This window comes from Arthrobacter sp. P1_H7, assembly GCF_056405215.1.
On the sequence record NZ_JBFUCO010000003.1, the window covers coordinates 57290 to 77620 of the forward strand.

At 67.5% G+C, this 20331-nt stretch carries 17 protein-coding genes; 13 read left to right on the forward strand and 4 right to left on the reverse strand.

The features are described from left to right. Positions 1-66 precede the first annotated feature (66 nt). Entirely contained in the window at positions 67-960 is an 894-nt protein-coding gene (locus AC1DXI_RS03205; RefSeq protein WP_476937407.1) for a diacylglycerol/lipid kinase family protein, read from the forward strand. Positions 961-1008: 48 nt separating this feature from the next. Here AC1DXI_RS03205 and AC1DXI_RS03210 read toward each other — a convergent pair whose 3' ends face one another. Continuing rightward, entirely contained in the window at positions 1009-1437 is a 429-nt protein-coding gene (locus AC1DXI_RS03210; protein WP_476937408.1) for a hypothetical protein, read from the reverse strand. Positions 1438-1529: 92 nt separating this feature from the next. Between AC1DXI_RS03210 and AC1DXI_RS03215 the strand changes: the two genes are divergently transcribed. Beyond that, positions 1530-2300 (forward strand): helix-turn-helix transcriptional regulator, encoded by a 771-nt coding sequence (locus tag AC1DXI_RS03215; RefSeq protein ID WP_476937409.1) that lies wholly within the window; start codon positions 1530-1532, stop codon positions 2298-2300. On the opposite strand, the gene AC1DXI_RS03220 is transcribed toward AC1DXI_RS03215, so the two are convergent. Next, a complete protein-coding gene (locus tag AC1DXI_RS03220) occupies positions 2242-3243 on the reverse strand; it encodes a DMT family transporter (protein ID WP_476937410.1) in 1002 nt (333 codons plus the stop codon). The two genes, AC1DXI_RS03215 and AC1DXI_RS03220, sit on opposite strands and share 59 nt — an antisense overlap. Positions 3244-3382: 139 nt before the next feature. Between AC1DXI_RS03220 and AC1DXI_RS03225 the strand changes: the two genes are divergently transcribed. Further along, the gene (locus AC1DXI_RS03225) at positions 3383-4624 is read left to right on the forward strand and encodes a cysteine desulfurase family protein (protein WP_476937411.1); all 1242 of its coding nucleotides are present in this window, start codon (positions 3383-3385) and stop codon (positions 4622-4624) included. 7 nt (positions 4625-4631) lie between these two features. Here AC1DXI_RS03225 and AC1DXI_RS03230 read toward each other — a convergent pair whose 3' ends face one another. Next, complete coding sequence (locus AC1DXI_RS03230; protein ID WP_476937412.1) at positions 4632-5870, reverse strand: NAD(P)/FAD-dependent oxidoreductase; 1239 nt, start codon at positions 5868-5870, stop codon at positions 4632-4634. A 256-nt stretch (positions 5871-6126) separates the two neighbouring features. Between AC1DXI_RS03230 and mnmA the strand changes: the two genes are divergently transcribed. The 7 genes from mnmA (at position 6127) to AC1DXI_RS03265 (ending at position 14769) form a co-directional block, all read left to right on the forward strand. Then, positions 6127-7239 (forward strand): tRNA 2-thiouridine(34) synthase MnmA, encoded by a 1113-nt coding sequence (gene mnmA, locus AC1DXI_RS03235; RefSeq protein WP_476937413.1) that lies wholly within the window; start codon positions 6127-6129, stop codon positions 7237-7239. A 287-nt stretch (positions 7240-7526) separates the two neighbouring features. Beyond that, positions 7527-9155, forward strand: coding sequence for an ABC transporter substrate-binding protein (locus tag AC1DXI_RS03240; protein WP_476937414.1), 1629 nt, complete (start codon positions 7527-7529; stop codon positions 9153-9155). Positions 9156-9289: 134 nt separating this feature from the next. Further along, the gene (locus AC1DXI_RS03245; RefSeq protein ID WP_026538412.1) at positions 9290-10381 is read left to right on the forward strand and encodes an ABC transporter permease; all 1092 of its coding nucleotides are present in this window, start codon (positions 9290-9292) and stop codon (positions 10379-10381) included. A 2-nt stretch (positions 10382-10383) separates the two neighbouring features. Beyond that, a complete protein-coding gene (locus AC1DXI_RS03250; protein WP_476937415.1) occupies positions 10384-11397 on the forward strand; it encodes an ABC transporter permease in 1014 nt (337 codons plus the stop codon). Continuing rightward, positions 11394-13097: an ABC transporter ATP-binding protein gene (locus AC1DXI_RS03255; RefSeq protein WP_476937416.1), complete on the forward strand. Its 1704-nt coding sequence runs from the start codon at positions 11394-11396 to the stop codon at positions 13095-13097. Before AC1DXI_RS03250 ends, AC1DXI_RS03255 begins: the two co-directional genes overlap by 4 nt. 209 nt (positions 13098-13306) lie before the next feature. After that, positions 13307-13723, forward strand: a complete 417-nt coding sequence (locus AC1DXI_RS03260; RefSeq protein ID WP_370123190.1) for a chorismate mutase — start codon at positions 13307-13309, stop codon at positions 13721-13723. 2 nt (positions 13724-13725) lie between these two features. Continuing rightward, a complete protein-coding gene (locus tag AC1DXI_RS03265) occupies positions 13726-14769 on the forward strand; it encodes a uroporphyrinogen decarboxylase/cobalamine-independent methonine synthase family protein (RefSeq protein WP_476937417.1) in 1044 nt (347 codons plus the stop codon). Between the two features lie 64 nt (positions 14770-14833). Here AC1DXI_RS03265 and AC1DXI_RS03270 read toward each other — a convergent pair whose 3' ends face one another. Further along, the gene (locus AC1DXI_RS03270; protein ID WP_476937418.1) at positions 14834-15565 is read right to left on the reverse strand and encodes a DUF4166 domain-containing protein; all 732 of its coding nucleotides are present in this window, start codon (positions 15563-15565) and stop codon (positions 14834-14836) included. A 180-nt stretch (positions 15566-15745) separates the two neighbouring features. On the opposite strand from AC1DXI_RS03270, the gene mtrA reads away from it, so the two are divergent. The 3 genes from mtrA to AC1DXI_RS03285 all read left to right on the forward strand — a co-directional run bounded on the left by mtrA (position 15746) and on the right by AC1DXI_RS03285 (position 20188). Then, on the forward strand, positions 15746-16420 hold the full coding sequence (gene mtrA, locus AC1DXI_RS03275; protein ID WP_026538469.1) for an MtrAB system response regulator MtrA: 675 nt from the start codon (positions 15746-15748) through the stop codon (positions 16418-16420). Positions 16421-16544: 124 nt separating this feature from the next. Further along, positions 16545-18473: an MtrAB system histidine kinase MtrB gene (mtrB, locus tag AC1DXI_RS03280; RefSeq protein ID WP_476937419.1), complete on the forward strand. Its 1929-nt coding sequence runs from the start codon at positions 16545-16547 to the stop codon at positions 18471-18473. After that, positions 18470-20188 carry an LpqB family beta-propeller domain-containing protein gene (locus tag AC1DXI_RS03285; protein ID WP_476937420.1) on the forward strand — a complete coding sequence of 573 codons (1719 nt, stop codon included), beginning with the start codon at positions 18470-18472 and terminating at the stop codon, positions 20186-20188. Before mtrB ends, AC1DXI_RS03285 begins: the two co-directional genes overlap by 4 nt. Positions 20189-20331 lie beyond the last annotated feature (143 nt).

Genomic DNA, 20331 nt, shown 5'->3' on the forward strand with positions numbered 1-20331 from the left:
AACCGGCTGGAGGGATAACGACTGCGTGTACAGGGATGGTTCCCGGCGGCTGGCATAATTGCGCGCATGCTGATCGCCGTCGCCGTCAACCCGCGCGCATCCTTTGGCCGGGCGCGGCACGCCGGGAAGGACGCGGCGGCGCACTTCCGTGCAGCCGGGGCGGAGGTCCTGCTGCTGTGCGCTGACAGCTATGCCGGGCTCGCGCAGGCCGTTGAGGATGCGCTGGAGTCAGGCGTGGATGCCCTCGTGGTGGTGGGCGGCGACGGCATGGTGCACCTGGGGCTCAATGCGATTGCCGGTGCCGGCCGTCAGGTTCCGCTGGGCATCATTCCCACCGGGACGGGCAACGATACGGCCCGGGCGCTGGGCCTGCCGCTGCACAACCTCACGGCGGCCTGCGAACGGGCGCTGGAGTCTTTGGCCGACGGCGGTCGGATGATCGACGCCGGCAGGATCACCGCTGGAGGATGCTCCCGCTTGTTTGCGGGCGTCGTCTCGGCCGGATTCGATGCCGCCGTCAATGAGCGGGCCAATGACTGGCGTTGGCCGCGCGGCAAGATCCGCTACCAGCTCGCCATGCTTCGGGAACTGGCGTCGTTCCGGGCCATCGATTACACGGTCACGGCCGACGGCGAGCGGTGGCAACAGGGCGCCATGCTGATTTCCGTCGCCAACGGCCAGTCGATCGGCGGCGGGATGAGGATTGTCCCGGAAGCCGTCCTCGATGACGGCTACCTGGACCTCTTCATTGTCAGCCGGCTGTCCCGGACCGGGCTGCTGGCCGTGTTCCCGAAAGTGTTTGCCGGCAAGCACGTGGGCCACCCCGCCGTGCAGCTTCGCCGGGTCCGCACCGTGGAACTGTCGGCAAGCAACATCGTGGCCTACGCCGACGGCGAGCGGATCGGGGCGCTCCCGATGACCATCGAGGTCGTTCCGCGGGCCGTCTGCGTTTTGGCGTAGTGGCGTGCCCGGCGTCTTCGCTTAACTGCTGAGGACCAGCCGATTGGCCTAGCTGCCCGGCGTAGCGGCCGGCGCGGCCTTGCGCGGGGACAGCCTGTTCAGTGCCAGGGCGCCCACGAGCAGCCCGAAGTCACGCAGAGCGACATCGTAGAAGCCGCCGAGGATGATCAGGTTGATGATGATGCCCAGCAGCCAGGCGGCCACAAGCGCCGATCCGAAGCGCGGGCGCAGCGCCACGGCTACACCGGCGGCGATTTCCACCACGCCAACGATGTACATGATCGTCTGGGCCGGCAGCGGGACCACCTGGGTCACCACGGGGGCCAGATACATGGTCCAGTCGGTCAAAAGGTTCGTGAACTTGTCAAGGCCGAACAGGATCGGCGCAACCGTGAAGACGGTCCGCAGCAACAGGAAGGCCTGGCGGTCCCTTGCGAGCTGATGCGTCGGAGTGGCGAGGGCTGGGGAAACTTTCATGGCATTACTCCTTCTAAAAATGGATACTTCGATTTTAGAGGGCCGCACGAGGATTAAGCAATGATTCTTGTTTTTAGAGATATTCTTGTCTCATGACCAAGCTTCCGTGGAACAAAAGGCTTGCGGCGGTCGCGTCGCTGGGAGACGAGAGCCGCAGGAGGCTGTTTGACTTCGTCGCCTCAGCGGCGGATGCCGTTGGCCGGGACGATGCAGCCCAGGCCGTGGGCCTGGCGCGGAGCACCGCCTCCTTCCATCTGGACCGGCTGGTGAAAGACGGGCTGCTGGCCGTAGAGTTCCGCAAGCTAGGAGGGCGGGAGGGCCCCGGTTCCGGCCGGCCCGCCAAGCTGTACCGGGCCGCCGTGGACGAGGTCGCGGCCTCCGTTCCCGACCGCCACTATGACCTCGCCGCCGAACTGCTGGTGTCCGCGATCGAGGACGCAACCAGCGGCGGCGGATCGCCGCGTGAGGCCCTGCTCCGGGCTGCCCGCGCCAGGGGGCAGTCAGTGGGTGAGTCGGCAGCCCGCGCAGCCGGCCGCGAGCCGGAGGGGGCCGCCGGGGCGGCGGAGGCGGACTCCGCCGGCGGTCCCGATGGCACCGGTCCGTTCGCAGACTTCCTGGCGGGGCAGGGCTACTGCCCGGCGGACGACGGCGGCGGGGGACTGGTGCTGCTGAACTGCCCGTTCCATCGCCTCGCTGCCGGGCACGCAGACGTGGTGTGTGCCATGAGCGGCGCCTTCCTCGGCGGGGCCTCAATGGCCCTGGGGATCGACCCGGGCCGGATCGAAGCGCTCGCCATCGAAGATCTCAGGGAGCAGGGCGGCGCGCAGCCCGGGCAGTGCTGTGCCCGTATTCTGCCATCGTGACCGGGCTGCCTGCGTGACCCGCCCTGCCTGAATCGGCGGCGACCGTCCCGGCCGGGGCCCTGCCGGTGGGCCGGCCGGCACTGCGGGCCTGGCCCTTGATTCCGGTCAGCAGGACGCCGGCGATCACCAAGAGGCCGCCTACGATCTGCACGAGGGTGAGCGGCGTCCCGAGCAGCACGGTGATGATCGCGGTGAAGACGACCATCAGGTTGAGGTAGTTTCCCGCGGTCCCGGGCGGGGTGGTTTTCAGCGCCAGATTCCAGAGGAGATAGGAACCAAGGGACGGGAACAGGGCGATGTACGCCATTGACCAGCCTTCGGCCGCGGTGTCGGGAAACTGCACTTTCATGGCGAGGGCAAACGGCGCCAGCGTCACGGTCGCGATCACTACCTGCACCGCTGTGGCGGCGATGGGCGGCACAGTCAGCCGGCGGGCAATGATCGTGTAGAAGCCCCAGACGATGATCGCGCCGATCATCATGAGCTCACCGGTGTTGATGGAGAGGCTGACCACGCGGGCCAGGTCGCCCTGGGTCAGGACGAGCAGCACACCCAGCAGGCCAAGGCAGATGCCGAGCCAGCCCAGCCGTGTGGTCTTCTCGCCGAGCAGGACGATCGCCATGACCGCGATGAGGGCCGGGTTTGCAGCCGTCATCAGGGAGGCGTTCATCGCGGATGTGAATCCGAGCGCGCCGTAGAGCAGCAGCGTATAGCCGCTCATGCCCAGGACACTCAGCAGCAAGAGCACTCGCCAGTGGCGCAGCACGGCGGCCCAGTCGGGCCTTTCGATGAAGTGGGCCAGGACCAGCAGCGGCACGGCGGCCAGGGTCCAGCGCCAGAAGGTCAGCTCCAGCGGGGTCATGGAGGCGACGGCGGCCCGTCCGACGACGAAATTGCCGGACCAGAACAGTGCGGCCAGCACAAGGCAGAGGGGCGCTTTCACCGCTTGAATGTACACCAGCACTGTTTTCTTCACAGTCCCTTCGCCCCGTCCCTCCGCCCCGGGCCTATGCCTTCGCCTTAACGCTGCGCCTTCGCCCTGGCGCCGCGGCGGCCCGGGTGAGCGCAGGTAGAATTGGGCTGTGCCTGTCTACCTCGATCACGCCGCCACCACCACCCTCGCCCCGGAAGCGCTGGCCGCACTGACGCGCGAACTGGCCCGGACCGGCAACCCCTCCTCGCTGCATGGAGCGGGCCGCCGTGCCCGGCGTTCCGTGGAGGACGCGAGGGAAGTACTCGCGGCGGCCGCGGGCGCCCATCCCTCGGAGGTCATCTTTACCTCAGGCGGGACCGAGGCGGACAACCTGGCGGTCAAGGGCCTGTACTGGGCCCGCCGTGCCGAGGATCCTGCGCGTAACCGCATCCTGTGTTCCGCCGTCGAACACCACGCGGTGCTGGACACCGTCGAATGGCTCGAACGGCATGAGGGCGCCGAGGTTTGCTGGCTCCCGGTGGATGCCGCGGGCGTCGTGGACCTGGCCGTGCTCGAAGCCGAGCTGTCCCGGGATCCGGGCTCGATCGCACTGGTGAGCGTCATGTGGGCCAACAACGAGGTCGGCACCATCCAGCCCGTCGCCCGGGTTGTGGAACTGGCCCACGCTGCCGGCGTACCGGTCCACTCCGACGCCGTCCAGGCCTTCGGCTCCCTGTCCGTTGACTTCCGCGGGACGGGCCTGGACGCCATGTCCGTCTCCGGGCACAAGATCGGCGGACCGGTCGGCGTCGGTGCGCTGATCCTGGGCCGGGCGGTGAAGCTGACCCCCGTCCAGCATGGCGGCGGGCAGGAACGCGACGTCCGTTCCGGGACGCTGGACACCGCCTCGATCGCCGCGTTTGCCGCGGCCGCCGAGGCCGTTGCCGCGAAACTCCCCGAGGAAGCGGCCAGGATCGCGGCCCTTCGGGACCGGCTGATTGAGGGGGTCCGTGCTGCCGTCCCCGAGGCCGTCCTGCGGGGTGCCCCGGGCCCCGGGCGGCTGCCCGGCAATGCGCATTTCACGTTCCCCGGCTGCGAAGGGGACTCGCTGCTGTTCCTGCTGGACCTCGCCGGCGTCGAGTCCTCCACGGGCTCCGCCTGCACCGCGGGTGTTCCGAGGCCCTCCCACGTGCTGCTGGCGATGGGCCTGGATGAGGACACTGCGAGGGGGGCGCAGCGCTTTACGCTCGGGCATTCCTCGACCGACGCCGACGTCGATGCCCTGCTCGCTGCGCTGCCGGGAGCCTATGCGCGGGCCCGCCAGGCGGGCATGGCCGGGCATGAGTCCAGCATCCAGACCGCGGGAACGGTCGCGCGGGAGTCTGCCCGTCAGGCTTCCGGCAGGAGCTGATCCAGAGCTAATCCAGGAGCTGATCCAAGGGTACCGAGGAGTCGGCAAGCAGGTCCGGGCTCACGGCGGTGCGTGCGTTGATGAGCGACTTGATCGCCTTCTGCGGCTTGGCGGCGCGGGGCCAGTTGACGTTCATTCCGGCGATCACCCGGCCTTCCTGCTGCCAGAAGGCAATGAACTCCTTGTCCGCCAGTGAGCCGCGGATGACCGGCGGGCCGGCAACGAGCGTCGGGAAGCCCGAGTACTCCATGCTGACGTCGTACTGGTCCGTGTAGAAGTACGGGATGGTGTCCAGCGTGGCGTCGAGGCCGAGCATCGCCTTGGCTGCCACCTTGCCGCCATTGAGGGCATTGGACCAGTGCTCGCTGCGGTGGTGCTCGCCGGTTAACGGGTGCAGGGCATTCGCGACGTCGCCGGCGGCGAAGATCCCGGGCGCCGAAGTCCGCAGCGACGCGTCGGTGAGGATGCCGTTGCGGATCCCGAGGCCGGCCGCCTCGGCCAAGCCGACCTCCGGCACGACGCCGACGGCGATGACCACCAGGTCGGCGGGCAGCATTTCGCCGGCATCGGTGACCACTGCCGTCGCCCGTCCCGACTGCCCCTGAATCCCGGCAGCAGACGCCGGAAGCCTGAACCGTACACCGTGGGCCTCGTGCAGCTCGCGGAAGAAGCCACCCAAGTCCGGGCCGATCGCCGCGCCCAGCGGCACGTCCTCCAGCCCCATCAGGGTGACCGTGTTTCCAAAGGTGCTGGCAGCGGCGGCCAGTTCCATCCCGATCCAGCCGGACCCGACCATGACCACGTTCAGGCCACCTTCGGCGAGGCGGGCGTGCAGGCGCCGGCTGTCCTCCACCGTCCGGAACGTGCTGACGCCGTCGAGCCCGCTGCCGGGCAGCGGGATGGTCCTGGGCCGCGCTCCCGTGGCGAGCAGGAGCGAGCCGTACTCCAGCCGCTGCCCGTCCTCCAGAACCACGGCCCGGGCCGCCGGGTCCAGCGCCGTGGCCTGGACGCGGAGCCGGAGGTCGACGTCGTTCGCGTCGTACCAGTCCTCGGGCACCACCGGCAGGGTGTCGTCGCCGGCCTTGCCCAGCAGGTACTCCTTGGACAGCGGCGGGCGCAGGTAAGGCGGGTGGGACTCGGCGGCCACCAGCACGACGGGGCCGCCGAATCCCTCCGCCCGCAACGTCTTGGCGGCGGTGGCACCGGCCAGCCCGCCGCCCACGATCATGATGTTCCCGACAGCCATGTCCGCTCGATTCCCGCGAGTGCGCATTCCCGTTTTCTAAAACCGCTTATCCTGACGCTAGAAGGGGGACGCGGCCCCGTCAAGGCCTTTTGGGGAGGATTCGGCGTGGCGATAGAATGGCGGGGCAGGCATTGTGCTATTTCCGGGGGCCAGCAGTACCAGCGCCGTTGAGCCCAGTTGTGAAGCCCAGCAGTACTGCAGCTTGTGAACAGCATCCCCGGAGCCTGCGACACCCCGAACCCTAGAGAAAGCCAGTATGCGAGTTCTTGCAGCCATGAGTGGCGGCGTCGATTCCGCCGTTGCCGCCGCCCGCGCCGTTGAGGCGGGGCACGACGTCGTCGGCGTCCACCTCGCGCTGTCCCGGATGCCGGGCACCCTGCGAACCGGCAGCCGAGGCTGTTGTACGATCGAGGACTCCCGTGACGCCTGGCGTGCCTGCGACATCCTCGGGATCCCGTACTACGTCTGGGACTTTTCCGAGCGGTTCAAGGAAGATGTCGTCCAGGACTTCATCGATGAATACGCCGCGGGCCGCACCCCCAATCCCTGCATGCGCTGCAACGAGCGGATCAAGTTCGCCGCCCTGCTGGAGAAGGCCATCGCCCTGGGCTTCGATGCCGTGTGCACCGGCCACTACGCCAAGGTCATCACCGACGCCGACGGCAACCCCGAACTGCACCGCGCTGCGGACTGGGCCAAGGACCAGAGCTATGTGCTCGGGGTACTGACCCACGAACAGCTCAAGCACTCGATGTTCCCGCTGGCTGAGACGCCGTCCAAGGCTGAGGTCCGCGCGGAGGCGGAGCGTCGCGGCCTCTCCGTGGCGAACAAGCCGGACAGCCACGACATCTGTTTCATCCCCGACGGCGACACCGCCGGCTGGCTCGCCGAGAAGATTGAAATGACCACGGGGGACATCGTGGACGAATCCGGCGCGAAGGTCGGCGAGCACCCGGGCGCCAACGCGTTCACCGTGGGCCAGCGGCGCGGGCTGAAGCTCGGCACCCCGGCCGCGGACGGCAAGCCGCGGTTCGTGCTGGAGATCCGGCCCAAGGAGAACAAGGTGGTGGTGGGCCCGGAGGCGCTGCTCGCCATCGACGAAATTCGAGGCATCAAGGTGTCCTGGGCGGGGCTGCCCATCGCCGAGGTGGCAACGGGCGAAGAGTTTGACTGCTACGCCCAGGTCCGCGCCCACGGCGACCCCGTCCCGGCCCGCGCACACACGGCGGGCGACGAGCTGGTGGTCACCCTCACCGAGCCGCTGCGCGGCGTGGCCCCCGGCCAGACCGTCGTGCTCTACCAGGGCAGCCGCGTGCTCGGCCAGGCCACCATCGATGCCGCGCGCTCACTGCAGCGGGCCGCTCTCTAGCCGCCCGCCACACCGAATCCAGCGAAGGGTCCCGCCATCTAGCGGGGCCCTTCGTCGTTTCACCCCACGGCCGGCGGGCCAGCGACCCTGCCGAAGATCCGGGTGGAATCCTGAAGAAAATGAGAGAAACCTTCGAATCGTGTAAATTTTGTGTCTCAACTCACAAAATGCAACGTTTCACCGAATGATTGTCTGGTTGAATCTAGGGATCAGCAAAGCGTGCCGCCCGACGAGTCCTTCGTTTCACTTCGGGCTGCGCTAGAACGCATCGAACAGAAAGTTCACAGATGGCAATGAACAAAAAGGCCTGGCAGAGCGTCATCGCGCTCGCCGGGGTTTCCGCCTTTGCACTGACGGCCTGCACCGGGCCGACCGGCGGCGCTGGCGGGTCATCAGCCGCAGCAAGCGGTCCGATCGCCTACGGCACCACGGACAAGGTCACAGCCTTGGATCCGGCGGGCGCCTACGACAACGGTTCGTTCATGGTGATGAACCAGATCTACTCCTTCCTCCTCAACTCGAAGCCGGGCAGCGCAGATCCCGTGCCGGACCTGGCCGAGTCCGCGTCCTTCACCTCGCCGACCGAATACACGGTCAAGCTCAAGCCGGGCCTCAAGTGGGCCAACGGCCACACGCTCGACTCCAAGGACGTCAAGTTCTCCTTCGACCGGCAGACCAAGATCAACGATCCCGCCGGTCCCGCAAGCCTGCTGACCAACATCGAAAGCATCACCGCCCCCGATGCGAACACCGTGGTCTTCAAGCTGAAGCAGGCGAACGACCAGACCTTCGCCCAGATCCTCAGCAGCCCCGCCGCGCCGATCGTAGACGATGAAGTCTTCCCGGCCGACAAGCTGCTTGACGACGACTCGATCGTCAAGGCCAAGGCCTTCTACGGCCAGTATGTGATCGACACGTACAAGAAGAACGAGCTGGTCAGCTTCAAGGCATTCCCGGACTACCAGGGTGTCCTCGGCAAGCCGGCCAACGACGCCGCCACCATCAAGTACTACGCCGACCCCACCAACATGAAGCTGGACATCCAGCAGGGGAACATCGACGTCGCGAACCGCAGCCTGAGCGCCACCGACGTCGATGACCTGAAGAAGGACTCCAAGGTCAAGGTCAACGTTGGCCCCGGCGGCGAAATCCGCTACATCACGTTCAACTACGACACCATGCCGTTCGGTGCCAAGGCTGCCGACGCCGATCCGGCCAAGGCGCTCGCCGTCCGCCAGGCCATCGCGAACCTCGTTGACCGCCAGTCCATCGCGGACCAGGTCTACAAGGGCACCTACCTGCCGCTGTACTCCAACGTTCCCAGCGGCTTCCTCGGTGCCAATGAATCGTTCAAGGACGCTTACGGCGACGCCGGCAAGCCGAGCCTGGACAAGGCCAAGAAGGTCCTGGCCGACGCCGGTGTGACGACCCCCGTCTCGATGAACCTGCAGTACAACCCGGACCACTACGGCAAGTCCTCCGGCGACGAGTACGCCATGATCAAGGACCAGCTGGAGAAGTCCGGTTTGTTCAAGGTCAACCTGCAGTCCACCGAATGGGTCACCTACAGCAAGGCCAGCCGCGCCGATGAATACCCCCTGTTCCAGTTCGGCTGGTTCCCGGACTTCAGCGACGCCGACAACTACCTGACCCCGTTCTTCCCGGAGGGTGGCTTCCTGAAGAACCACTACAACAACCCGACCGTCAACGACCTGATCAGCAAGCAGCTCACCACCGTCGATAAGACTGAACGCGAGTCCACGATCAAGGATGCGCAGAATGCCCTCGCCAAGGACATCTCCACGCTTCCGCTGCTCCAGGGCGCGCAGGTTGCCATCTCCGGCAGCGGTGTCAAGGGTGTCGATACCACCCTCGATGCCTCCTTCAAGTTCCGTTTGGGAACTATTTCCAAGTAAGGCTGCACCTGTGCTGACCTGACCAGCCTGCCAGGCGGGGCGCCCTCGAGGCGCCCCGCCTTTGCTGGTCATTGCCGCACCCTGCAGTCCACGCCGGCCCGCCCAAGGCCGCGACAGCACAATCTTAGGTACCAATGACAACATTGACTGAGGCGCCGCTAAACGACGCCGACGGACTTCTTCCGTCCAAGAAAAAATCCTCGGGTGGGGGCTTGGGGACCTACATCCTGATCCGGTTCTTCCTGATCATTCCGACCATATTCATTCTGGTGACGTTGGTCTTCTTCCTGATGCGGGTCATCGGCGACCCCATCACCGCCGCCCAGGGCGGCAGGCTTCCCCCGGAGGCGCTCGCGCAGCGCATCCACGACGCCGGCTACGACCGCCCGATCCTCGTGCAGTACCTCGAATACGTTGGCCAGGTGGCGACCGGCAACTTCGGCACCACCATCACCGACCGCCGGCCCGTGGTCGAAATGATCATCACGTTTGGCACGGCAACCCTGGAACTGGCCATCAATGCCCTCATCGTGGCGCTCTTGGTCGGCATCCCGCTCGGGCTTATCTCCGCCTACAAGCGCGATAAGGCACCCGACGCCGTCCTGCGGTTCTTCGCCATCCTCTGCTACGCCACCCCGGTGTTTTTCGCCGGCCTGCTGATGAAGCTGGCCTTCTCCGTCTGGCTCGGCTGGCTGCCCGTCGCAGGACGGGCCTCCACCAGGACCGAACTGGCCATGGGAAGCCTGGCCGCACCGACCGGGATCTACTGGCTGGATGCCTTGCGCAGCGGCAACATGGCCGCGTTCGGCGACGTCGCGGCCCATTCAGTCCTCCCCGCGCTCACCCTCGGGCTTCTGACGGCAGGGGTCTTCCTGCGGCTGGTCCGCACCAACGTCATCGGCACGCTCGGCAAGGACTACGTCGAGGCCGGCCGGTCCCGTGGCGTCAGCAATTACCGGCTCGTGACCAAGCATGCCTACAAGCCTGCCCTCATCCCGATCATCACGGTCATGGGGCTCCAGATTGCCCTCCTGCTCGGCGGCGCCGTCCTCACGGAGTCCACCTTCGAGTGGAAGGGCCTCGGCTACCAGCTGGTGCAATACCTGAACGCCCGCGACTTCGTGGCCGTCCAGGGGATCGTCGTAATGCTGGCGGTCATCGTTGCCGTCACGAACTTCATCGTGGACGTCGTCGCAGCCCTGATCGACCCGCGAGTGAGGTACTAGCCATGAATGCAACCAAAGTAAGCGGGCGCAAGCAGCCCCTCATCTACCGGCTGCCGGTGATCTCGCATTTCCGCTCGAGCGTCGGGCTGCAACGCTTCATGCTCGTCACGGGCATGGTGCTGGCCGCCGTCTTCCTGCTCGTCGCCGTGTTTGCGCCGTGGATCGCGCCCTACGGGTTTGCCCAGCTCAGCGACGCCGCCGGTCCCTTCCCGACACAGCAGCCCCCCAGCCCGGCCCACATCTGGGGCACCACGGTTGGTGGCTATGACGTCTATTCGCGGGTGCTCTGGGGTGCCCAGACGGCCGCCGTGGTGATCATCGTCGCCGTCGCGATGTCGATCTTCCTCGGCGTAGCCCTCGGACTCGTCAGCGGCTACTTCGGCGGCTGGCTCGACCGGGTGTTCGTGGTGGTCGCCGATGCGATCTACGCTTTCCCGTCCCTGCTGCTGGCCATCGTGATGTCAATCGTCATCAGCCACGGCCAGTCCAGTTTCTGGGGCGGCATTGTTGCCTGCTCCATTTCCATCTCGGTGGTGTTCGTCCCGCAGTACTTCCGCGTCATCCGTGCCGAGACCATCCGGCTGAAGGCGGAGCCGTACGTCGAATCGGCCAAGGTGGTAGGTGCCTCCAGCATCCGCATCATGGGTCGGCACATCTTCAAGAACGCAACCCGCACGCTGCCGTTGATTTTCACGCTGAATGCGTCCGAGGCCATCCTGACCCTGGCGGGCCTTGGCTTCCTGGGGTTCGGCATCGAACCGACCTCCGCCGCCGAGTGGGGCTATGACCTGAACAAGGCCATTGCAGACGCCTCCTCGGGCATCTGGTGGACCGGTGTCTACCCCGGTACGGCGATCGTCCTGACCGTGCTTGGGCTGACCCTCGTCGGTGAGAGCATCAACGACCTCAACGATCCCCGCCTGCGGGGCCGCAAGAAGGCTGTGGCAGGCAAAGGCGGACCGGACTCCACCGCCGGCACCCAGGCTGCACTCGAAGCAGAATCGAGAGTTCTATGACCATCAACATCGACAAGCCGGGCGCAGGCGCAGGCCCGGTCCTGGACATCGACCACCTTAAAGTCACCTTCGCGACCGACGCCGGGGATGTGTACGCCGTCAAGGACGTCAGCCTCGAGGTCAACCCCGGCGAAGTCGTCGCCATTGTTGGCGAGTCGGGATCCGGCAAGACCGTGACGGCCAAGACCATCCTGGGACTTTTGCCGGAGACGGCCATCAGCCAGGGCGCTGTCCTGATCAACGGCAACAACGTCATCAGCGTCAGTGAAGCCAAGCTGCGGGAGATCCGCGGCCGCGACGTGGCCATGGTGTTCCAGGAGCCATCCACCGCCCTGAACCCGGTCTTCACCGTGGGGTGGCAGATTGCCGAGGGCATCCGCGCACACGCCGGCAGCGGCGGCCGCAGCAAGGTCTCGGCCAAGGAGGCCAAGGCGCGGGCAATTGAGGCCCTCCGCAAGGTGGGCATCCCGGACCCGGAGACGCGGGTCAACTACTACCCGCACCAGTTCTCGGGCGGCCAGAAACAGCGCGTCGTGATTGCCGCCGCGCTGGCCCTGAACCCCGGCCTCATCGTGGCCGACGAGCCCACGACCGCCCTGGATGTCACCGTGCAGGCCGAGATCCTTGAACTGCTGCGGGACCTGCGCGACAACTACGGGACCTCCATCGTGCTGATTACGCACAACATGGGCGTCGTCGCCGACCTCGCCGACCGCGTCGTGGTCATGTACCAGGGCGACGTCGTGGAGGAGGCATCCTCACGGGTGCTGTTCGCCGAGCCCAAGGAGGACTACACCAAGAAGCTCCTCGCCGCCGTCCCGCACCTGGGCCGCAACTCCGCCTCGGAGGGCATGGTCGAACGCGCCCACCAGGGCGGCAAGGTGCTGGTCGAGGCAAAGAACCTGACCATCGAGTATCCGGGGCGGCTCGGCAGCCCGGCGTTCAAGGCCGTCGACGGCGTCAGCTTCACCGTCTCCGAAGGCGAAGTCTTCGGCCTCGTGGGGGAGTCCGGCTCCGGCAAAACCACCATCGGCCGGGCAATCGCCGGCCTGAACCGCACCACGGGCGGCAGCCTGAAGGTGCTGGGCTACGAGATGCTGAACTTCAAGGAGCGCACCTTCAAGCCGCTCCGCAAGGAGATCGGCTTCGTGTTCCAGGACCCGGCGGCCTCGTTCAACCCGCAGCTGACCATCGGCGACTGCGTGGCGGAACCGCTGATCATCCACTCCAACCCGACCGCGGCCGAGGCGCGCAAGAGGGTCGGCGAGCTGCTCGAGTCCGTACAGCTGCCGGCGTCGTACGCTGACCGGTTCCCGCACGAACTCTCCGGCGGGCAGCGCCAGCGCGCCTCCCTGGCGCGGGCGCTCATCCTGAACCCGAAGCTGCTCATCGCCGATGAGCCGACGTCGGCCCTGGACGTGTCCGTGCAGGCCGTGGTGCTGGAACTGTTCAAGGAGATCCAGCAGGAGTTCGGTTTCGCGTGCCTGTTCATCAGCCACGATCTCGCCGTGGTGGACATGCTCTCCCACTGGGTGGGGGTGCTCTACAAGGGCAAGATGGTGGAGCAGGGCCTCGGCAACCAGGTGATGGGCAACCCGCAGCACGACTACACGAAGAAACTCATCGCTTCGCTGCCCGTTCCGGATCCCGACGAACAGGCAAGGCGCCGCGAGGCATTCAAGGCCGTGCTCCACAGCTAACTGCCAGAACCGGGCACCGGCCCGATTGAGTGCGGCCCGCTCCGGCGGCCCGGGCTCCGGCAGGGCCGGGCTCCGGCAGGGCCGCAGCCACATGGGCATGCGCACCGTTCGCCATGAACGGTGGGCATGCCCATTGGTGTCTCCGCGGGCGGCCCGCAACGGTGCTTAACAGCGGGAGGCGTTGGCCCCCGAACCCCTAGACTGGGTCAATGACCGAGCAGAACCCCAATCTTCCCGAAACCGATTCCTACGACCCGGCGGCAAGTTCCCTGGCCGGTTCCGTGGATCCCGCGGTCATGGCGGAGCTGCTGTCGATCCGCTCCAGCATCGACAACATCGATGCCACCTTGGTCTTCCTCCTCGCCGAACGCTTCAAAGCCACCCAGAAGGTCGGCTTCCTCAAGGCCGCGCACCAACTTCCCGCCGGGGACCCGGGCCGCGAAACGGCGCAGATCGCCCGGTTGCGGCACCTCGCCGCCGAGGCCCACCTGGACCCGGCGTTCGCGGAGAAATTCCTGAACTTCATCATCGGCGAGGTCATCCGCCACCACGAGGCCATCGCCGAGGACCACCAGGCCGCCCAGGCCTCCGGCTCCGCGGACGCCGCCCGCGCCGCGGGCGCCTAGCCATGGCCGCATCAGAGGCTCCCGCACCGGGCCAGGTGACCGCGACAGCCCTTGGCCCCTGGCCGGGCGAGGACCCGGCCGAGGCCGCGCGCATCATCCGCGGTGAACTGGGCAGCCCGCACCTGCCGTTCCTCGCCGAACTTCCCGACCGCGGCGTCGGCTCCGATGCCCTGGGCCGGACCGCCTCATTGCTCGTGGAACTCGCCGTCGACGTCCAGCCGCATGGATGGCGGTTCGTGGACCGGCCCGGCAAGGACCTGCAGCGGGCCAAGTCGGCCCTGTCCACCGACATCAACATCCTGGCGGACGTGATCGGCGTCGAGGAAGTGCCGTCGGACGATATCAAGATCCAGCTGCGCGGGCCGCTCAGCCTTGCCGCCGGCCTGCACCTGCACAACGGTGAGCGGGCCCTGATCGACTACGGCGCCCGCCGGGACATCGCAGACTCCCTCGCGGCAGGCGTGGAAGGCTACCTCAAGCGGGTGGCGGCGGCCGCCCCCGGTGCCCGGATCGTCGTCCAGATCGACGAGCCTGAAATTGCCTCGGTGCTGGCCGGCACCATTCCCACCGCCAGCGGTTACCGGACCCTGCGCTCGGTGCCGGGCCGGGAGATTACCGAGTCCTGGCAATTGGTGATCGACGCGCTCCGGGCCGCGGGCGCCGTCGAAACCGTAGTGGCGGTCTCCGAGGTCGAGGCGCCGTTCGAGCGGATCCTGGCGGCAGGCGCGGATGGAATCGCCGTGCCGCTACGGGCCCTGACCTCGCGCCAGTGGGAACAACTCGCGGGCGCGGTGGAGGCCGGCAAGCGGCTATGGGCCGGAGCGCTGGACGTGGCTGACCCTGCCGCGTCCCTGCCAAGGGTCCGCGACGTCGTGGAAGACGTGTGGCGCCCATGGCGGCAGCTGGGTCTCCCTGCGTCCACGCTCGGGGCCCTCCGGGTCACGCCGTCGGAGGGCCTGGCACGGCACTCACCCGCCACTGCGGCTGCGGTCCTGACCCGCCTGACCCAGGTCGCGGACGGCCTCAACCAGCTCGCCCTCGGCTAGCCCGGCACCTTCAGCCCCCGGCGGCCCGGGCCGCAACCGGGCCCCGGTGCCGACGGGGACCCGGTCAGACCCTGCTTTCCCAGCCGTCCGGGCGGGCGTGCCCGGGCAGGTAGCCCGGCGTCGCAATACCGCCGGGGTAGGGCTCGAGCCGGTAGTCGAAATGGCCGGCGTAGACCAGCACCAGGCCGAGCTGGGGCTGGATCGCCTTGACCTGGATCCGGTGCCGGCCGCCGTCCTGCGGCTCCCACCACTGCTCGGCGTAGGCCTTGGCATCGAGGGCTGCCGGCAGCGGGATCCGGAGCGGTCCCAGGAACAGCCGCGACGCCTCGGACACGCCGCGCAGCCGGCCCTCCGGTGTGACGCTGAGATTGAGGTCGGTGACCAGCCGCCGGTACCGGCCCACGTAGTCCACGAGCCCTGGCCGGCGCCCGCCGTTATCAGGCCTGCCGTCATCGCCGTCATCAAAGCTGGTGGTGTCCTGGAACAGCCGGGTGGTGCCGGGGAAGAAGATTTCCCGGCGGGCGGTCAGGCTTGACCGGCCGAAGGGGTCCAGGTGGGCGTGGTTCTCGATCCGGAAGCGCACGCCCTCGCCGTATTCGGGGAAGAAGGCCTGCTCGCCGGTGGTGAGCCGCAGCAGGGGGCGCAGCCAGGCCTGCCGGCAGCCGACGACGTCGAACACCCCCTCGCCGACGCCATAGTGGCCGGATCCCGGCGCCAAAGCAAAGTATTCTTGAAGCTCCGGCTGCAACCGGGCAAAGGCGCTGCCCAGGGCGCGCTCGTAGATCGGGGTGTTCACGGGTTCCTCCTGCGGTCCGGGCCGGTTCACTGGGCCTGTCCACAGCATGCAGGACAACGCGGCAATTGTCACAGCGTCCCGTGCAGCGGCGGGGTTCCGGCAGCGGTGGCAGGCCCGGTTGCACCATGCCGGCGGGCCGCCCGATACGACAAAGCCAATTCAATGGGGGAATATATAACTATGAAGGCACGCATTCTGGTAGTGGATGATGACGAGGCACTGGCCGAGATGATCGGTATTGTGCTGCGCAACGACGGCTTCGAACCCGTCTTCTGCGCTGACGGCGCACAGGCGCTGGACGTGTTCCGCTCCTCCAAGCCGGACCTCGTGCTGCTCGACCTCATGCTTCCGGGGATGGACGGCATTGAGGTCTGCCGCCAGGTCCGTGCCGAGTCCGACGTCCCGATCGTGATGCTCACTGCCAAGGCGGATACCTCGGATGTGGTCCGCGGCCTCGAGTCCGGGGCCGATGATTATGTGCCCAAGCCGTTCAAGCCCGCCGAGCTCGTCGCCCGGGTCCGGGCCCGGCTCCGCCCGGGTGACCAGAAGGCCCCGGAAACCCTGCGGATCGCCGATGTCACGATCGACGTGGCCGGCCACCTGGTCAGCCGCGGCAACGACCGGATCTCCTTGACGCCGCTGGAATTCGACCTCCTCGTTGCCCTGGCCCGCAAGCCGTGGCAGGTCTTTACGCGCGAACTGCTCCTGGAGCAGGTCTGGGGCTACCGGCACGCTGCCGACACCCGGCTGGTCAATGTCCATGTCCAGCGGTTGAGGTCCAAGATCGAACGCGACCCGGAAGCCCCCGAAGTTGTATTGACGGTCCGTGGTGTCGGCTATAAAGCAGGTTCCTGAGCCTGCGGACCGCAGTGTCCGGCAGGCCATAGCAACGGATACGTCGCCGTCCGCCGAGTCATCCGCGGCGCCGTCGGCCGAGTCATCCGCGGCGCCATCGCCAGAGTCACCAGCAGGCACCTCGATGCCCCGCGCGTCCGAAACGCCGCCTGCCGGCGGCGGGCCGGACCCTTTGCGCCGTCTCGCCTTCCGGACCCGGTTGTGGGCCAAGCGCGCGAGGATCGTGGGCGTCCGGGTCGCGCGGCTGGTCCGCACCGGAATGCAGCGCCTGTGGCCCGGCATCCTGTACCTGCTCCGGGCGGTGCAGCGGAAGTGGCGGCGGTCCCTGCAGTTCCGGACCGTCCTGACCACGCTGATGCTGGCCATGGGCTCGTTCGCTGTTGTGGGCGCCTACCTGTCCAATCAGATCGCCAACAACCTGTTCCAGGAACGGCTCGCCCAGGCCGAATCGGAGACGCGTTACAACGTCAAACAGGTCCAGGATACGTTCGACGGCGCCCAGGTCACGGACCAGTCCAGCGTCATCACCTTGGTCTATGACACCCTGAATGCGGTCGAAGGCCGCGGATCCGTGATCCAGCGGCGCTACGTCTTCGAGGCCATGCCGGAGCAGACCAAGCCGCGCAACCGTTGGGTTGAATCCCGGGCCTCGGACCAACTCACCATCGGCGTCATCCCCCCGGACCTCCGCAAGGCTGTGCAGGACTCGGGCAAGGACCAGTACTGGGCGTCCACCCAGTTCCCGGTAGGGACCGAAGACCGGCCCGGCATCGCCGTCGGCAATAAGGTGACCTTCAACGGCACCGTCTACGAGCTCTACCTCATCTATGACCTCAACACGGCGCAGAAGACGCTGGACGAGATCCAGAATGTCCTGCTGGCCGGCGGCGCGCTGCTGGTGCTCATGATCGGCGGCGTCGCCTGGTATGTGACCCGCAACGTGGTCAGCCCGGTCAGCCATGCCGCCGTCGTCTCCGAGAAGCTCGCCGCCGGCCAGCTGCAGGAGCGCATGGTGGTCAAAGGCGAGGACGAGGTTGCCCGGCTTGGTGCCTCGTTCAACCACATGGCCGCAAGCCTCCAGGAACAAATCACCCAGCTGGCCACGCTCTCCCAGATGCAGCAGCGGTTCGTCTCCGATGTCTCCCACGAGCTCCGCACGCCGCTCACCACGGTGCGCATGGCCGCCGAAGTCCTCTATGACGCCCGCGACGACTTCGACCCGATCAACAAACGCTCCGCGGAGCTGCTCTACAACCAGGTGGAACGGTTCCAGTCGCTCCTGGCGGACCTGCTGGAAATCTCCCGCTTTGACGCCGGCGCCGCCACCCTTGACGCCGAGCCCACCGACATTGTGCAGCTTGTGGCGCATGTCATTGAGGGGGTGGCGCCCGTCGCCGCCGAATACGGGTCCGCCGTTACCCTCAACGCCCCGGCCGGCAGCGTCATTGTCGACATGGACGACCGCAGGATCGACCGGATCCTGCGCAACCTGATCCTGAACGCCCTCGAACACGGCGAGGGCCGGCCGGTGAACGTTTCCGTGGCCGCCAGCGGCACCGCCGTGGCCGTCGCCGTGCGGGATCACGGTATCGGCATGACCCCGGCGGAGGCGGCGCGCGTTTTCGACCGCTTCTGGCGCGCCGATCCGGCCCGGGCCCGCACCACCGGCGGCAGCGGGCTGGGACTGTCCATTGCCGCCGAGGACACCAAGCTCCACGACGGCTGGCTGCAGGCCTGGGGGAGCAAGGGACACGGCTCGAACTTCCGCCTGACCCTTCCCCTGCGCCGGGACGAGCCGATCACCAGGTCCCCGCTCCAGCTCGAACCGGTCAACGTCGGGCTCCCCGAGGCAGGCCGCCAGCGGACCGTGGTGTTGCTGGACCCGCTACGGACCGCGGGCCGCGGGACCAGTGCTGAGGGGTCCGCGGGCGGATACGCAGACGGTTTCGACGGCGACTTTTCTGGCGACGGCGGCAGCGGTGCCGACGGCGGGGCAATCCCGGACGGCGGTTCGGCCGGGCCTCGGGGAACCGGGATGGAGGGCAGGGCATGAGCGGGGTTTCGGGCAAGTTCACCCGCGTGGGGGCTGCGCTGCTGGCGCTCGTCCTGCTTCTGTTGACCTCGTGCGCCCAGATTCCGCGCTCGGGGCCGGTGGGCAAGAGCACAGACGAGAGCGCGGGCAACCCCAACGCCCCGGTCTTCTTCCCGGCCGCGCCGCGTCCCGGCGCCGGACCCGAAGCGGTGATCGAAGACTTCTACCTCGCCGGCAGCGGCTACGAGGACGACTACGCCGTGGCCCGGCAATACCTCACCCAGGGTTCGTCGGTGACATGGAAGCCGGACCAGCGGGCGCTCGTGTTCCGCAAGGCCACTGTGGTGGCCACCGGCGTCGAAAACGTCTTCAACTACCAGCTCGAGCTCGCCTATTCGGTAGACGCCGACGGCGTGGCCACACAGCTTCCCGAGGGCACCACCGAAAACATACCCGTCACCGTGACCCAGGTGGACGGTGAGTGGCGAATCTCCGATCTTCCGGACGGCACGGCCATTCCGGAAGAGACCTTCAAAGTCATCTACGGCGCTTACCCGATCTACTTCTACGACCCCACGTTCACCTACGCGGTGCCCGATGTCCGGTGGTTCATCCGCAAGAAGACCGTCAAAGCCATGACGAGCGCGCTCCTGGGCGGACCCGCCCCCTACCTCAAGGGCGCCGTCGTCAGCGCGTTCCCTTCGGGCATCAAGCTGGCCCGCGAGTCAGTGCCCGTGGTTTCCGGCGCCGCGCAGGTGGATCTCACCGCCAAGGACCTGGTCGAGGCCTCCAACGAGGACCGGCTGCGGATGCAGACGCAGCTGGCACTGACGTTCCGCAGCCAGCCCGATGTGATCAATGTCGAGCTCCGGGCCAACCAGGATCTGGTGCGCGTCGAGGACAACGGCACGGTCCTGCCTCCGGTCCAGAACGAAAGCGTCCCCGCCTACCAGATCGCCGTCAGCAACAATGACCTGGTCCGGTACGAGAACAACAGGCTTTCACCGCTCCCGGACGTCCGGTCCGTCGCAGCCCTGTCACCCCGGGCGCCTGCGGAATCCACCGAGTCGCAGGCGGCCGCGTTCCTCAACGCCGCCCGCACCACGCTGTACTCGATCGTTCCGGGCCAGCCCGCCAGGGCGTTGACCACCCGGGCCGCGCTGTCCCGGCCTTCGTTCGGCCGGTACGACTGGGTCTGGACCGCCGGGCCGGGTGCCGGCGGCGCCACCGAGGTGGTGGCCTACCGGCCGGTCGGTGTGGCGGAGAACGCCAGCGTACCCACCGTCACCCTGTCGCCGGGGTGGCTCTCGGGCCGGACGGTCAAGGAGTTCCGGATTTCCCGGGACGGCACGCGTGCCCTTGTCATTTCCCAGCAGAACGGCAAGAGCAAGGTCCAGATCACCGGGATCATCCGGAACGCGGACGGCACCCCTAGGGACCTGACCGTGCCCCTGACCCTCCTGACTCCACGGGATCCGGATCAAGGCGTCTGGGTGGATGACACCACAGTCGCGGTCATGAAGGCCTCCGCCAGCGATGCCGTCACCCCCGAGCTGTTGTCGCTGACCTCGGCACAGCCGCAGCAGCTGGCGCCGTGGCCCGGGCTGACCGCCCTCAGCGCAGGCAACGGACCCGCCGAGATCTACGGCCAGTCCGCGGAAGGGATCTTCCAGCGGCTGGGCAACGGCTGGTCACCGCAGCTCAAGGGCCCCATCGACCCCTCGTTCCCCGGCTAACCGACGCTCCCTCGGACGGCGCCCCCTGCAACGACGACGGCGACGACGGCGACGACGACGGCGGGGCCGCCATCACCCGGATCCGGTGAAGGTTCCGGCCGGGTTGTTGTCCACATAGCTGCCCGCCGGGCTACTACCGGGGG